This window comes from Paenibacillus sp. J22P143 (assembly GCF_059692035.1).
In genome coordinates this window covers 1-14866 of the sequence record NZ_JCAUAQ010000016.1, presented here as the reverse complement: position 1 = coordinate 14866, position 14866 = coordinate 1, and the positions used below count along the sequence as shown (strand labels likewise).

General features: G+C 51.1%; 11 protein-coding genes. 7 read left to right on the top strand and 4 right to left on the bottom strand.

All coding sequences use genetic code 11. The features are described from left to right. Positions 1-13: 13 nt before the first annotated feature. Positions 14-1522, bottom strand: a complete 1509-nt coding sequence (locus AC58PQ_RS19750) for an ABC transporter permease (protein WP_497244484.1) — start codon at positions 1520-1522, stop codon at positions 14-16. A gap of 11 nt (positions 1523-1533) precedes the next feature. Next, complete coding sequence (locus tag AC58PQ_RS19745) at positions 1534-2955, bottom strand: ABC transporter permease (RefSeq protein ID WP_497244655.1); 1422 nt, start codon at positions 2953-2955, stop codon at positions 1534-1536. Between the two features lie 245 nt (positions 2956-3200). On the opposite strand from AC58PQ_RS19745, the gene AC58PQ_RS19740 reads away from it, so the two are divergent. The 3 genes from AC58PQ_RS19740 to AC58PQ_RS19730 all read left to right on the top strand — a co-directional run bounded on the left by AC58PQ_RS19740 (position 3201) and on the right by AC58PQ_RS19730 (position 6553). After that, positions 3201-4934: an ABC transporter ATP-binding protein gene (locus AC58PQ_RS19740; protein WP_497244482.1), complete on the top strand. Its 1734-nt coding sequence runs from the start codon at positions 3201-3203 to the stop codon at positions 4932-4934. 158 nt (positions 4935-5092) lie between these two features. Then, positions 5093-5926: a DUF72 domain-containing protein gene (locus AC58PQ_RS19735; RefSeq protein ID WP_497244480.1), complete on the top strand. Its 834-nt coding sequence runs from the start codon at positions 5093-5095 to the stop codon at positions 5924-5926. Between the two features lie 258 nt (positions 5927-6184). Then, the gene (locus AC58PQ_RS19730; RefSeq protein WP_497244478.1) at positions 6185-6553 is read left to right on the top strand and encodes a Na-translocating system protein MpsC family protein; all 369 of its coding nucleotides are present in this window, start codon (positions 6185-6187) and stop codon (positions 6551-6553) included. 245 nt (positions 6554-6798) lie between these two features. Here the strand turns inward: AC58PQ_RS19730 and AC58PQ_RS19725 are convergent, their stop codons facing one another. After that, complete coding sequence (locus AC58PQ_RS19725; protein WP_497244476.1) at positions 6799-7047, bottom strand: hypothetical protein; 249 nt, start codon at positions 7045-7047, stop codon at positions 6799-6801. Positions 7048-7414: 367 nt separating this feature from the next. Here AC58PQ_RS19725 and AC58PQ_RS19720 point away from each other — a divergent pair, with 367 nt between their 5' ends. The 3 genes from AC58PQ_RS19720 (at position 7415) to AC58PQ_RS19710 (ending at position 13205) form a co-directional block, all read left to right on the top strand. Beyond that, positions 7415-9772, top strand: coding sequence for an FdhF/YdeP family oxidoreductase (locus AC58PQ_RS19720; RefSeq protein ID WP_497244474.1), 2358 nt, complete (start codon positions 7415-7417; stop codon positions 9770-9772). Between the two features lie 2 nt (positions 9773-9774). Beyond that, positions 9775-10581: a formate dehydrogenase accessory sulfurtransferase FdhD gene (fdhD, locus tag AC58PQ_RS19715; protein WP_497244472.1), complete on the top strand. Its 807-nt coding sequence runs from the start codon at positions 9775-9777 to the stop codon at positions 10579-10581. A gap of 95 nt (positions 10582-10676) precedes the next feature. Further along, positions 10677-13205 carry a trypsin-like peptidase domain-containing protein gene (locus AC58PQ_RS19710; protein WP_497244470.1) on the top strand — a complete coding sequence of 843 codons (2529 nt, stop codon included), beginning with the start codon at positions 10677-10679 and terminating at the stop codon, positions 13203-13205. A 43-nt stretch (positions 13206-13248) separates the two neighbouring features. Here the strand turns inward: AC58PQ_RS19710 and AC58PQ_RS19705 are convergent, their stop codons facing one another. Then, the gene (locus tag AC58PQ_RS19705; protein ID WP_497244468.1) at positions 13249-14067 is read right to left on the bottom strand and encodes a (2Fe-2S)-binding protein; all 819 of its coding nucleotides are present in this window, start codon (positions 14065-14067) and stop codon (positions 13249-13251) included. Positions 14068-14678: 611 nt separating this feature from the next. Between AC58PQ_RS19705 and AC58PQ_RS19700 the strand changes: the two genes are divergently transcribed. Next, on the top strand, positions 14679-14866 hold a 188-nt coding region (locus tag AC58PQ_RS19700; RefSeq protein WP_497244466.1), incomplete at its 3' end, for a hypothetical protein.

Genomic DNA, 14866 nt, shown 5'->3' with positions numbered 1-14866 from the left:
GAATATCGTTTGTTTAGTCAAGCTTGGGATCAAGTGCGTCGCGTAGTCCGTCTCCAAGGAAATTGAAGGACAGTACCAACGCGATGATAGCCAAGCCTGGGTAGATTGCCGTATAGGAATGGGTTTCAAGGTAGGAACTCCCTACCTTCAGAATATTGCCCCATTCAGGGATATGCGGCTCGACGCCGAGTCCGAGATAGCTTAAGCTGCTCGTCGAGATGATAGCCCCGCCGACAGTTAGCGTAGACTTGACAATCATCGGCGCAATGGAGTTCGGGATGATATGTCTGAGCAGAATGGTGAGATCGCCTGCGCCAAAAGCGCGTGCTGCTTGCACATATTCAAGTGTTGAGACGAGCAGCACGTTGGCTCGCATGGTCCGAGCATAGGTAGGGATGGCCCCGATGCTCAGCGCGATAATGAGATTGACGGTGTTGGCACCGAATGCCGCGATGATAGCAATGGCTAGTAGGATGCCTGGAATCGCGTATAAGATATCAAGCGCTCGCATGACGAGATTGTCCGTATTGCGTCCATAGTAGCCGGATATCGCTCCAAGTGAACCCCCGATTATGACAGGGATCAATGTTGAGAGGATACCGACGAAGAGCGAGATACGTGCACCGAATACGATCCGAGAGAATAGACATCGGCCAAAATTGTCCGTGCCAAGCGGATAGGCTAGGCTTGGCGTTTGCAGGATCGCTCCGTAATTATTCTCGATCGCCATCCCGTAGTCGAATGTTAAGTAGCTGCACAACGAGATAGCCAACAGGAAGCCGATGAACCACAGGCCCAGCATGGAAGTGGAACTGCGGGACAGCCGGTCGATAACCTCATTTAATTTCGTGCCGGACGAACCTTCTCTACTCTTAAGTTTGGACATTAACAGGATGCCAAATGCCAGTGCGAACAAATTGCCCGTTAGAGAGGTTGCAAGCAGCAGGACCGCAAATATCCACATCCACTTAGGCAGTAGCTGATCGTCTGCATACCGGGAGATCAGAAGCAGGGCAAGTAGTTGAATGGCGCCTGCGACTAAGATCAGGGACATACCAGGTACGAATAAGTTGGATACATAGGGCTTGAAAACGTTTAACGCAGATACGGCGAATACGAACACTGTGGTCAACAGTGCGTAGACCGAGAGTGTGTAGACTGCGCTCTTCTTGCGCTTGATGAGTTGAAAGGCTGCCGTTACGATGAAAATATTAGCGGTCAGCAAGCTGAGCAATAGTACGTAGCCTATCCAGCGAGTCGTGCGACGCAGCTCGCCATGCTGAAGCAGATCTCTGCGGATCAAAGCCATTGTTCCCAATTGGAGCAGAGCGAAGGCTAAATAGGCGATAAAAGCAGCGAACACGGCTGAATTCACAGCCAAGTGGGCCCCTTCGAAGCTGTTGATCAACAATACCATTGCCAAGATTAAAGAGGCGATCCCGGCGAAGCTGGCCTGTCCGTATTCCGAGCAGGTGCGTAATCTGAAATGAGTGTCTTGTTTAGTAAGTATCGGTTTAGTCACGTTGTCACCTGCTAGTATTGTTTCATTTTGGAACGGATTCTTGGATCAAAAAAAGCGTATAAAATGTCGATGACGACATTGACGATAGAAATCGTGATAGCGGTGTAGACGACTCCGCCCATGATTGCGGGAATATCGGGGATAAACTGCTTGTCCACGATATAGCTTCCAATCCCGTTGATATTGAACACCTTCTCCGTCACAGCCGCTCCTCCGAGCATCGCACCGAACTGAAGTCCGATGACCGTAATAATCGGGATGAGCGCATTGCCTACGGCGTGCTTCCAAAGCACCTGCCTGCGGGATAACCCTTTGGCCCGGGCTGTCGTAATATAATCTTCGTGGATGACCTCCAGTGTAGAAGAACGTGTCATCCGCGCGACTGCCGCCGTAAGGCCTGTTCCTAATACGACAATCGGCATGATCATGGTCAATGCGTTCTGAGGATTATACGTAGCTGGGAGCCAATGCAGCTTGATCGAGAAATTCAGGATGAGGACGAGCCCTTGCCAGAAGTTCGGGATCGACAATCCAATTAGCGCAATCAGCATGAACGTATAGTCAAAAAAAGAATTCGGCCGAGTAGCGGATATCAACCCGATCGGCAGGGCGATCAGTACCGCTACGATTGTAGAGATGACGGTTAGCGTCAGCGTTACGGGAAACTTTGCAGCGATGGAGGTGGTGACCACTTCGTTGCCTGCGAAGGACTTGCCCAGATCGAATGTCAGAATACCGCGGAACGTATGCCAGAGCTGAGTCAGATAAGGTTGATCAAGACCGTAAAGTTGATTAAACTTGGCAATCTGCTCGGCTGTAGCCGTTTCCCCAATGATGTTGGCGGCAGGATTCATGGGCGACAGATAGAGAATGGTAAAGACCAGAAAGGCGACGCCAAAAATGACGAAAACGGTCATTACGAGCCGTTCAGCGATGTATTTGAAATAGGCATTGCTATAAATCAACATAAGTATGTACATGAGCACGCCGGGAATAATGGAGATAGCCAAAAATGCATGGTGCCGGATCAGTTGGGTAAATGTATCGGCATAGGTGGTCTGCGACTTGCCATTCCCATCTTGCTCAGCATCAAGGTGACGCAACAACGCTTCCCTGAACTTGATCGCCGTGATCTGGTTAGCTTCGCGATTCAGCTTCTCTGGTGCGACGGTCTGACCGAAAAATCGGTGCTTGCGTTCGAGTTGTTCCTTCGTCTCTGCGAGCAGTTGATCTCGATATCCGGATGAAGTCCATTGCTGTTCTAACTTGTCCAACTTAGCCTTGTGCATACTCTTCTTCTTATTAGACAGATGAACCGCAAAGACGACTAGATGCAACGGAGCGCCCGCTAATAGCAGCAGAAAGCGATAAGTTGGATGCAATAGCATTTTGGAAAAGAGGTTCCCGAGTCTGTCGACTAGTGGGGAATCCATAGTGGAAGTGTGCCGGGTCAAGTTGAGTGCTCCTTTGTCGGTCAGTTTATATTGCATTATTCCGATCGATATAGTAGATTTTAAGATCGGTAGCGAAAAATGTCAATAAAAGTCGAATAATAGTTTATTTTATTTGAATTATATATTTTTTTTATCGTTGCTATATAATTAACTTATATTTTAACATGTATTTACGAATGATAGAAACTTTCTTTTCAAGTTTATCCCAACTCAAAGGTGATTATATGACATCCATATTAGAAGTGAAGCAATTATCTGTCTCTTTCTATGCTCGCGATAAAGAGGTTGAAGCGGTTCGTAACGTAAGCTTCTCCGTTCGCGAAGGCGAGACACTGGGCATCGTCGGCGAATCCGGCAGCGGGAAGAGCGTTACGGCACGTACGATCATGAGGTTATTGCCTTCGCCTCCTTCCATGGTGAAGGGGGGAGAGGTACTTTTCCAAGGACAGAACCTAGCCGATAAGTCAGATTTGGAGATGGAGCAGATTCGCGGTCGCGATATCGGCATGATTTTCCAAGATCCAATGTCCTCGCTTAATCCGACGATGCGCATTGGTCGGCAGATTGAGGAGAGTCTGATCAAGCATCGGAAGCTTGGCAAGGAGGAAGCACAGCGGGAAGCGATTGAGATGCTGAAGCTAGTCGGGATCCCCTACCCAGAAGCACGCTATTTACAGTATCCCCATGAATTTTCCGGTGGTATGCGTCAACGGGTCATGATTGCTATCGCGCTTGCTTGTCGGCCTTCGTTGCTTATTGCGGACGAGCCAACTACATCGCTTGATGTAACCATTCAGGCGCAAATTTTGCACCAGATGAAGGAGATTCAGCGAAAGCTCGGCACGTCCATCATCTTGATTACGCATGATCTAGGTGTCGTCGCCGGCATGTGCGATCGGGTCGTGGTCATGAAGGATGGCGAGGTCGTCGAGACGGGCACGACGGAGGAAATTTTTGCTGCACCGAAGCATCCCTATACGGTGCGCCTACTGAATGCACTGCCAAGGCTTGACGAGAAAAAGAAACCCAAATTGGTTTCCTCCGTCATCCGATCTGCAGATGGTCGCCCGCTGCTGGAGGTCCGATCGCTTAAACAGCATTTCAATCTAGGCAAAGGCCAGATTATCAAAGCAGTCAACGATGTCAGCTTTGACATCCGTGCCGGGGAGACGCTTGGCGTTGTAGGAGAATCAGGTTGTGGTAAGTCCACCACGGGCCGTACGATCTTGCGTTTGAACGAAGCGACAGGCGGAGAGGTGCTGTACAAGGGCATCTCGCTTAATCGCTTATCCCGCAAGGAGATGAAGACGATGCGGCGCCACATGCAGATGATCTTTCAGGACCCGTATGCCTCCCTGAACCCGCGTATGCGCATTGCCGATATCATCGGCGAGGCGCTGGACCTCCATCACATGACGAGCAGCAAGGGGGAGCGGCAGCATAGGATCGAGGAACTGCTTGAGATGGTCGGTCTCAGCGCATCTCACGCTATGCGTTACCCGCATGAGTTCTCCGGCGGGCAGCGGCAGCGGATAGGCATCGCTCGAACACTGGCTGTGGAGCCGGAGTTTATCGTCTGCGACGAGCCGCTCTCGGCCCTGGACGTTTCGATCCAGGCGCAGATCGTCAAGCTGCTGGAGGAGCTGCAGCAGAGACTGGGGCTGACGTACCTATTTATCGCTCACGACCTTTCGATGGTCAAGCATATTAGTGACCGAGTAGCCGTTATGTATAAGGGCAAGATCGTCGAGCTTGCGGAGAGCGAAGAGCTATATGCCAACCCGATGCACGCGTATACCAAGTCGCTGCTTGCAGCGATTCCAGTTCCCGATCCGGCGGTGCAGTCTCGTAAGACGTTCGTGCCACTCATTGATCCGACCATACAGGATCCGTACGGGCTGGAGCGGTCAAGGTTTATCGAAGTACAGCCTGGCCATTGGCTGGCTGTAAACGAGTGATAAATGTAAGATGAGAAAGCGCGTCTCTTCAGGGAGGAGACGCGCTTTTCCTCATCCAGCTATAGGGTGAAGACTATAGTTTTTTGTATGGTGGAGGAGGATGTTAGGATAGATGAACGAATATTTTAGATAAAGTGATTCAGCACGAGGTGGTAACAATGATTAACATCGGCCTAGCGGGTTGGGGTGACCATGATTTGGGAGGAAGCAAAGGGAAGCTGACGACTTATGGTGCCCATTTCCCACTGGTGGAGGTGGATACCTCATTCTACGCGGTTCAACCAGAACGCAACTATGCGAAATGGGTGCAAGAGACACCCGCAAATTTTGGCTTCATAATTAAGGCCTTTCAAGGAATGACGGGGCATCTGCGGGGAGAAAATCCTTTTGCAGGTGGTGCTGATCAGATGTTCGAGGCGTTTCTGCAGTCGATCCGCCCCGTACAGGAAGCGGGGAAGCTGAAGGCGGTGCTGTTTCAGTACCCACCGTGGTTTGCATGCAACAAAGCGAACGTGGATGTTATTCGAGAGGCGAAGGCGAGAATGGGCGATGTGCCACTCGCGTTGGAGTTCAGACATCAGAGTTGGTTCACGGAGGACATGCGCGATAAGACGCTGGCCTTCATGCAGCGTGAGGGCTGGATACACAGCATCTGCGACGAGCCGCAGGCGGGAATTGGATCCGTTCCGATCGTCTTGGAGGCTACGCATCCGGACATGACGATGGTTCGCTTCCATGGACGCAACGTCGGGGGATGGGTGCAGACGAACGAGGCCAACTGGCGCGATGTGCGGTATTTGTACGACTACAATCCGCAGGAATTGTTGGAGTGGAAGGTGAGGCTGCTCCGCTTGCAGGAGCAGACACGTGAGGTTTGTATCATTTTCAACAACAACTCAGGTGGACATGCCGCGGGGAATGCGAAAACATTGATGAGCATGCTAGGATTAGACTACGAGGGGCTTGCGCCGAGGCAGTTGGATTTGTTCTAAAGGGTGATACAATGGGATGTATGAGTAGATAAAAGGGGGAGTGTTGAAGGTGGTTGGTGCGGTCATTGGAAGTGTAATTGCAATCGTTATTGTTATTGGGCTGACGATTTGGATAACGAAGAAGGCTTATTCGCGTAAATGGGAAGATGATGAATAGAGGCAAGACATTCTGCGCCCTAAAGTGTTGTCAGGTATAGGCTTTCTTGCTATGATGAAGAGGACAAGCTTGTAAACGTAATCATAAAGGTGGCTGGGCCGATGAATCGCATGGAGGCCGAATTTAGTAACCTGGTGAAGGCGTATCGCAAAAGGCATATGGGCAAAGGGCCAGAACGCGTAACGACGACCTTCTGCAAAAGCTGGGCGATCTGTGAAATGGCAGGGAACCTTTCCCCTGTAGAGAAGTTTATGGCGAAGACGGGCGATGGCAGGCAAATGCTCCGCACGGCACGCACAGAAATGGTCAAAGAGATCTACAAGGATCATCCACCTGTAGAGATGGAAGAGCTGCTTGGCTCGAAGTTCATTCAGCTATTCGTCGATATCGATATTGAGCAGGATGTAGGCATGTCGGTATTCGTCTTTGATGAGGATTTGGAAAAGAAGTTCGGTACAAGAAACGGATAACTAACCGCTCGTATATCTACATATATATTAGTAAGGTGCTTGGCACTTGGTAGCGAACCTGCCGGAGACTAACCACTGTGAGACAACCCGAGACTCTTCTCGTAAAGAGGGGCTTGGGGTTGTTTTGCGGTGGTTTTTTGCTTCTTAGAAGCTGAAGAGCATGGGGGATGAGCGGAATAGAATAGTCAGAGCGGGTTGCATAGGGAATGAGATGGGGAACGGGAGGTTAGAAGGGTTTCTGGCGGTTAGTCGGTTGGCAAGAAGCTCAGGTAGAAGGCTAGAAAGAGCAGAAAGAGCAGGAAGAGCCGGAAGAGCAGGAAGAGCAGAAAGAGCAGGAAGAGCAGGAAGAGCAGGAAGAGCAGGAAGAGCAGGAAGAGCAGAAAGAGCAGGAAGAGTAGGAAGAGCAGGAAGAGCAGGAAGAGCAGGAAGAGCAGAAGAGCAGAAGAGCAGAAAGAGCAGGAAGAGCAGAAAGACAAGAAAGACCGTTCAGTCAAGCGGGCGAGAGCTCAGCTAGTCAGCAGTCAGGTTAAAGATGCAAATGTGCAACAATTTCACGCTAGATTCCCCGTCGAGAAGTAAAGGTTGCGAAAAGGCAACCTTTTGGCGAGAAGTAAGCTACAAACATTAGAAATGGCAGAATTAGTTGCATAATCGCACGCATTTCTCGAAAACATGTGATTAGTTGGCAAAAAGTTGCATAATCGCAATTTTGGAGGGACGTGCAGTGCGATTAGGGAGAGATGGGCGGAACAAGGGAAGAAAGCAAGGTGGAGTACGTAAGGGAAGACAAGACAAGACAAGACAAACATGAATGCAAATATAAAGAAATAACATACATACACGCACTGGGAGGCGTTTAATTTGGGGAAAACGAAGCACACGGGGCCGATCAAGCTGCCCGCTAAACCAGATCCGAAGCTTTGGGTCAGTAAGATACCGTTCGGTCTCGGCAAGGTCAAGCCGAAGCATATTCGGGAGACGGCCAAAATCGCTTGGCAAAATCGAGATAACCTGCCTTATGCGGTGAGGATTCTGACACAAGGGGTGTGCGATGGCTGTGCGCTAGGGGTGTCGGGACTGTACGATCAAACGCTGGCGGGGCCGCATATCTGCACGACACGGCTGAACGTGCTGCGGCTGAATACGATGCCAGCTATCCGTGAGGAGCTGCTGCATGCGGACATCGACGAGCTCAGCCGCTTGAGCTCCACCGAGCTTCGTCAGCTCGGGCGCATTCCTTATCCGCTCATCCGCAGGAAGGGGGAGCGACGTTTCCGTCGCGCCACTTGGGATGAGGCGCTGGAGCTGGTTGCGGCGAAGATGCGCGGGTTGAACCCGAAGCAGATGGCGTTTTACTTGACGGCGAGGGGAATTACGAACGAGTCGTACTATGTGGCAGCGAAGGTAGCGAGGTTGCTCGGCACGAACAATATCGACAATGCCTCGCGCATCTGCCACTCGCCGTCGAAGACGGCCCTGAAGCGCTCCGTAGGTGTGGGCGCTTCAACCTGCAATTACAAGGACTGGATCGGCACGGACGTCCTTGTGTTCTGGGGCAGTGTGGCCGCGAACAATCAACCGGTCTCGACGAAGTATATGTATGCGGCCAAGCGTAAAGGGACGAAGATCATTGTCATTAACCCGTACTACGAGCCGTCGATGGAGCAGTACTGGATCCCTTCGATTGCCGAATCGGCGCTATTCGGCACGAAGTTGGCAGACGATGTGTACCAAGTGAACATCGGCGGAGATATTGCCTTCATGAACGGGATCATGAAGGTATGGTTTGAGATGGAGGAGCGCGAGCCTGGATCCGCGATTGACCATGCGTTCGTGGCTGCGCACACGAACGGTTACGAAGAGCTGCGCGCCCACGTGGCGCAGCAGGACTGGACGACGCTGGAGCAGTCGTCCGGCCTCACCCGCGAGCGCATCAGCGAGCTCGCGGCAATCCTAGCGCGTGCCGCTAGCGCGGTTTTTGTGTGGAGCATGGGGCTCACACAGCACCGCTTCGGCACGGACAACATCTCGCAGGTGGCGAATCTCGCCCTCCTGCGGGGCTTTCTCGGCCGCGAGCATTGCGGGCTGATGCCCATCCGCGGCCACAGCGGCGTGCAGGGATCCGGTGAAATGGGCGCCGATCCCTTCTCCTTGCCAGGCGGCGAGATCTCTAACGCCGCCGACCGCAAGCGCATCGAGCAGCTCTGGGGCTTCGAGCTGCCGGGCTGGCAGGGTGACATCGTTGGTGTCACCCTCGAGAACGCGCTCCTGCCCGAGGAGCAGGAGCGGAAGCTCCGGCTGTTTTACACCTCCGGAGGCAACTTCCTAGAGACGATGCCGGACCCGGAGTTCGTCCAGCAATCCCTTACAAACATGGATGTCCGTGTCCACCAGGACATCATCCTCAACACCTCCACGCTGCTTGACGCGCGGGAGGCCGTGGTGGTGCTGCCCGCGATGACACGCTACGAGCAGCCTGGGGGCGGCACATCCACCTCCACGGAGCGGATGGTGTATTTCTCGCCCGAGATCACCGGTCCCCGCATCGGCGAAGCCCGCGCGGAGTGGGACATCTACGTCGATCTCGCCCGCCGCGTGAAGCCCGAAGCTGCAGCGCTGCTAGGCTGCGGCAGTGCGGAAGCGATCCGCGCGGAGATCGCGCTGGCCGCGCCGAGCTACGACGGCATCCAGCACCTGCGGGAGCGCGGGGATGTGTTTCAGTACGGCGGCGCGTGGCTATGCGAGGACGGCGTCTGTCCGACGCCGGATGGCCGCGGCACGCTGCTGCCGATCGAGCTTCCGGAGCTGCGGAAGCCGGAGGGGCATTTCGCGGTGACGACGCGCCGCGGCAAGCAGTTCAATTCGATGATCTACAGCGACGTAGATCCCTTCAATGAAGCGGATCGCTACGATGTCCTGATGGGACAGGAAGATATGCGCAGCCTTGCCTTACAAGAAGGCGAAGCCATTGTTGTCTACAACGGCTATGGCAACATGCATGGCAGAGCCAAGCAGGCCGACATCCGCAAGGGTAACATCGAAGTCCACTGGCCCGAAGGCAACAGCTTGATACCCAAAGGGGTATATGAACCTTTTGCAGGCATTCCCGAGTATAATACGGCCGTCATCGTTGAAAAGGCGGAAACGCATCACGCACACAAAGACACACGTTACGTGGAAAAGCGCATTTTAGAGCTGGAAACCGAAATGGAGGGATAAGGATGGATGAATGGCAGCCTTCAGCAACTACAACCACGTGGTCCATCCACCGCTATAACGGCTCGGAGGTGCTTCCTGAAGAAGACACAATCGCGATCGAAGCGCCGCTAACCATCCTGCTCGATGGCGAAGAATTCGCCACACTCGTCTATACACCAAGCGACACGGTCGATTTGGTCACGGGTTTCCTTGCCTCGGAAGGCATGATCCGGTTCGTGGATCAGATTGAATCCCTATCCCTAGAGGACGACCGCGGCTTCGCCCATGTGAAGCTGCGGCATCTTCATCAGCTGAGCCGTCAGATGGTGTCCAAACGATTCATCGGGTCCTGCTGCGGGAAAAGCCGTCAGTTTTATTTTCACAATGACATGCGCACGGCCAAAACGGTGACGACGAAGCTCAGTCTGACCATTCCCCAATGCTTCCATCTGATGAGCGAGCTTCAGGAGCAATCGGCTGAATTTCGGCTTACAGGAGGTCTGCATAACGCGGCGTTGTGCACGGCGAATGAGCTTCTTCTTACCCGAGCCGACATTGGCAGACATAACGCGCTTGATAAAATATACGGACACATCCTTCGGGGGCGGATTTCAGTTCGGGATAAGGTCCTTGCTTTCAGCGGAAGAGTCTCTTCCGAGGTGGTATTAAAGGCGTCGAAAATCGGCGTCGGCATTCTTTTGTCCAAATCAGCACCAACCGATCTAGCCCTTCGTCTGGCTCATGATCTAGGTATTACCGTTGTTGGCTTCATTCGGAGGGACCACTTAACCGTGTATACGCATCCAGAAAGGGTTGCGGAATGTCGATAAAGTTCCCTTTTTGTGGAAATATTTATGTTGTCTCTCTATCAGAATTGTGCTAGATTCTAGCTATTGCTAACTTTGGTTAAGAGAGGAACGACACAATGGCGAATTGGAACGTTTGGATGAAAAAAGGGGGCATAACGCTGGTCGCAGCTTTCGTACTGACGACGACGTTTGCGCAGCCTATGTCTTCACATGCTTATGCAGCAGAAATTAATGCAGAGATTCCGCAGGTTATCGAGAAAGCCTCGCCTTCCGTTGTCGCCATTATAGGAAAGCCATCTTCTGAGATGGACAAGTCATTAGAGAAAAATCGATTTAACCTTGCACACGGGACAGGTGTGATTGTGGCCTCGAACGGTGTGATTGTAACGAATGCTCATGTTGTCAAAGATATGAAAAATATCGTCGTTGTGACCTCCGAGGGGACAACCTATCGCGGGCATGCTTCGAATATCGATGAGGAGAGCGATCTGGCACTAGTCAAAATCGACGCTGTCGGTTTAAAGCCTGCCACATTTGCATCCTCCTCGGATATAAAAGTGGGTGAAACGGTAGCGGCCATTGGTACGCCGATCTCGTTCGCTTTACGTAACTCCGTAACGGTCGGAATTGTCAGTGGTCTAGATCGCTCCGTGAGCTCGCAGTACCAGCTGATTCAAACAGACGCAGCGATTAACCCGGGCAACAGCGGTGGTGCTTTGATCAATATGAAGGGCGAAGTCATTGGGATTAATACGATGAAATACGCCGATATTGGCGTGGAAAATCTCGGGTTTGCGATACCCGTGGATACCGTGAAGTTTGTGTTGAAGCATTTTGAACTGTATGGCAAAGTGAAACGCGCCTACACAGGGCTCGAATTGGAAGAAAGCTGGGAGGCTGTTGTAGGCCTGCCAAGCTCAACGGGGTTAAGAGTGGCCTACGTGGATGCGGATTCGCCGGCGGCAGAGGCGGGAATTGAACAAGATGAAGTCTTGATCTCCGTCGGTCCAAGTGCTGTCAAAACACTCGTGGATTACAACGAGGCGATTAAAACGTATGTGCCAGGCCAATCGGTGGATATTAAGCTTCAATCGGGAAGCGCGACCTTGACCAAAACGGTGAAGTTAGGGGAGCTCCATAGTGCAGGAGCGACGTTAACCGAGGATACTGATGACGGGAGCTCTCTGGACGCGGACAGCGGTAAAACGAAGATTGGCGACAGCCACTTCGGCTGGTCCATGAAATACCCGGCGGGACTTGTCAAAAGACAACAATCGGACGACGGCGATTCGGCAAGCTTCGTTGATGCGAAGGGTGAATTCGCGCTTTCCATTCGCGTAGATAGCGATCAAAGCGATGAGCTGTCACCATCTGCGCTATTGAACAAAGTAGCAGGCGGTGATGATAGTGAGTATTCGGGTTACGCGGATAGCGCAACGATTTTGGAGCGTCAGTACGTGAAGCGTGCAGACAGTCCTTATGCCAAAATCGTAAGCCGTTCAGGAGAAGACGGCTATATTCAGACACGAGGTTACCAGCATGGCGGTCGCTTGTATACCGTGCAATTATTCGTAACCAAAGAACAGTACACGAATCGTTCCAAACAAAATAGCTATAATGATCTGTTGGATAGCTTTAAGCTTGCTTTTAATCCGGCCGATAACTCACTGAAGGATATCTCCGTGTTTAGTTCCGACGACGTAACGTACACCAGTGAGTACGGGTTATCGATTGATTTGCCTGCGGCTTGGGAGCAGAGTCATCGTGGCAGCACATCCTTTTATAATGATGATTATTCGCAATCGGTTCATGTGAATGTGACCTCAGCGTCTTCAGGGGATACCCTTCAGGACTGGGTAGATCGTGAGATCGATGAGTTCGAAGCGCAATATACGGCGGATTATCGTCGTGTGGACAAACCTGTGGAAGTAACCGTAGATGGTGCGCCTGCCTGGCAGGTAGGCTTTGCGAGTTCCTTAGGGGACGAGTGGTATGCGGGGATTTCGCTTTTCTTCATCAAAGACAAGTACAAATATGAAGTTCAAATGACCTATCCACAGGACGATCAAGGTGATGAACTAGAGAAAATTTGGGATAACGTGGTGGCGTCGATCTCGGTGGATAAAGAGACGATGGATGGGGAGCTCGGCTACATTCAGGATCTTGATGAACTTGCCGATCCGGATCGTACGGCTCTGTACAAGAACGAGAAGTTTAACTACACCCTGCGCATCCCAGAAATGTGGACAACGAACCGTCCTTATGATGGCAACGATCAGGCGACGAAGTCCTTCACCTTTACAGGTGGATACTTGCGTGTAGAGACAGACAGCAAAACGGCCTACGCCGAGGTGCTGAAAGATGCTGAGGATGAGCAGAGGGAAAGTCATTCCAATGATAGTGACTACACGTACACGTCAGAGGATGTCACGCTTTTCGGTGATGTGAAAGCGAAGAAGTATACGGTGAGCTACTCGAAAGAGCACATTCCGTATACCGAAACGGTCTATTTGTTTAATCGTAAACAAGTCACGTACACGGTAACGCTTCGTATCGATGCGGCAGTCAGCACCGACGCGAATGTCGCGCGTTTAAATAAGGCGTTTGCTTCGTTCACCTTTGTGAACGGTGCGGGCGGGAAATAAACGAAAGCCCCTGAGAATGATCTCGGGGGCTTTGATTTATCTGTTAACCAGCAGTAGCTTCACTCGCTTGCTTGCTTTTGATCTCATTGAACATTTCGTCACGCTGCGACTCCTTGAGGATCGGGCAACTGAAGCACTTTGTTCCTTCTTCGCGGCGGTAATACATGCAACAGGAGGAGCGCATCAGAATTTTTTTACCTTCTTGATAAGGGCTGTCTATGTACTTCGGCTCATGGACGAAAGGATTTACTTTACGGCCAAAAACATCCGGCGTTAATTGCTTCGTCAACACCTCGTAGTCAGCGACGAACTGTTCGCGGACTTGTGGGCGAGGGTCATTTTCCAACACATAGTCACGAACAAATGTCATTCTCGCGGCAAATTGATTCCAAATCATGGCTTGGTTCACTTTGGCTTGCTCAGCGATAACGGCAATAACCGGGCTTATGAGGTTCGTGAAAAGTGAGCGCATCTCCAACTCAATGAAAAGATCGCGATCTTCAGTCGGGACTTCCTTCCACTGGAGGTTAACGATCTTGAAGCCGGAATGCGCATGGTCGTCGTGGTTCTCTGCTTCAAACGCGATATTGTCCAAATCGAAGGCCAACCATTGATTGTACTGAGCAAGGAAAAGTTGGATCGTAGCCACCAGATTGAAAAGCGTGAGTCCAAGGAAGGACGCTGATATATCGAGTCCCTTGCCGAGTAGCATCGTTTGACCCTGCTGCAGGACGTTGAGCATCGTCGGTCCATCTAAAAGCTGCCGTCCAGGGATGTGCAGGAGAGGTTCTTCCATTCCTTTTGGTGAAATATGAAAGTACATTTCTACTAGCGAAAAATCGACGTTCTTCTCGATGGGCATCGTCAGCACGCTCCAATGTATAATAATGATTATCGTTATCAATGTAATTCCTTTGATCATACTAGATGCATGACGAGAGTGTCAATTTGGTTTCTTTCCATAAAAGGTAGGTGGATCCTACAATATAAAAGGAAAAAGCACATGTAATTCGGCCCCGTTTCACAGAAAAGGCAGGTTAGATGTGCACGCATAACGCTATTTTACAATTAGGTGTCCATTGGTACCGAATAGCGTTTTCCTGTAACGTAATCAAATCTAAAACCGCTGCATTGCCTTGCCTTAGGTTCTAGACGGTAGGTACGAATGCTATTGGAGCCTGGCTTCGAGATAAGGTGATGGCATCACCTTATTTTGGTCTTTTTACTTTTCTTGCTAGAAATAAAGTGATCGCGCAACGCTATTTTGTTAAATTTCGAGGAAACATCGACTTATGGCGTTATTAGCGTTATCGCATAACGCTATTTTACAAATAGGTGTCCATTGGTACCGAATAGCGTTATGCGATAACGTAATCTAATCTAAAGTCGCTGCATTGCTTTGGGTCCTAGACGTTAAGTACGAATGCGATGGGAGCCTGATACAGGAAGCAGCAGCTCGGATTGGACTAGTTCGTGAAGCAAACTCCGCGCATGCTGGCCATTAATAGTTGGGGGAGAGTAGACCAAATAGAACACCACCCAATCCATATGGGGCTGTTGACAAAATGGGTTGAGGATATTGTCCTCAACCCATTTTGTTGTTTTTATAGACTTTTTGTTAATTGTAAGGCCAACTATTCCATCTATACCGTGGCCTTAAT

Excerpts from the sequence above, each read along its gene's own strand:
- AC58PQ_RS19745 (WP_497244655.1), bottom strand. The coding sequence starts at position 2,955 with ATGGATTCCCCACTAGTCGACAGACTCGGGAACCTCTTTTCCAAAATG.
- AC58PQ_RS19740 (WP_497244482.1), top strand. The coding sequence starts at position 3,201 with ATGACATCCATATTAGAAGTGAAGCAATTATCTGTCTCTTTCTATGCT.
- AC58PQ_RS19735 (WP_497244480.1), top strand. The coding sequence starts at position 5,093 with ATGATTAACATCGGCCTAGCGGGTTGGGGTGACCATGATTTGGGAGGA.
- AC58PQ_RS19730 (WP_497244478.1), top strand. The coding sequence starts at position 6,185 with ATGAATCGCATGGAGGCCGAATTTAGTAACCTGGTGAAGGCGTATCGC.
- fdhD (WP_497244472.1), top strand. The coding sequence starts at position 9,775 with ATGGATGAATGGCAGCCTTCAGCAACTACAACCACGTGGTCCATCCAC.
- AC58PQ_RS19710 (WP_497244470.1), top strand. The coding sequence starts at position 10,677 with ATGGCGAATTGGAACGTTTGGATGAAAAAAGGGGGCATAACGCTGGTC.
- AC58PQ_RS19705 (WP_497244468.1), bottom strand. The coding sequence starts at position 14,067 with ATGCCCATCGAGAAGAACGTCGATTTTTCGCTAGTAGAAATGTACTTT.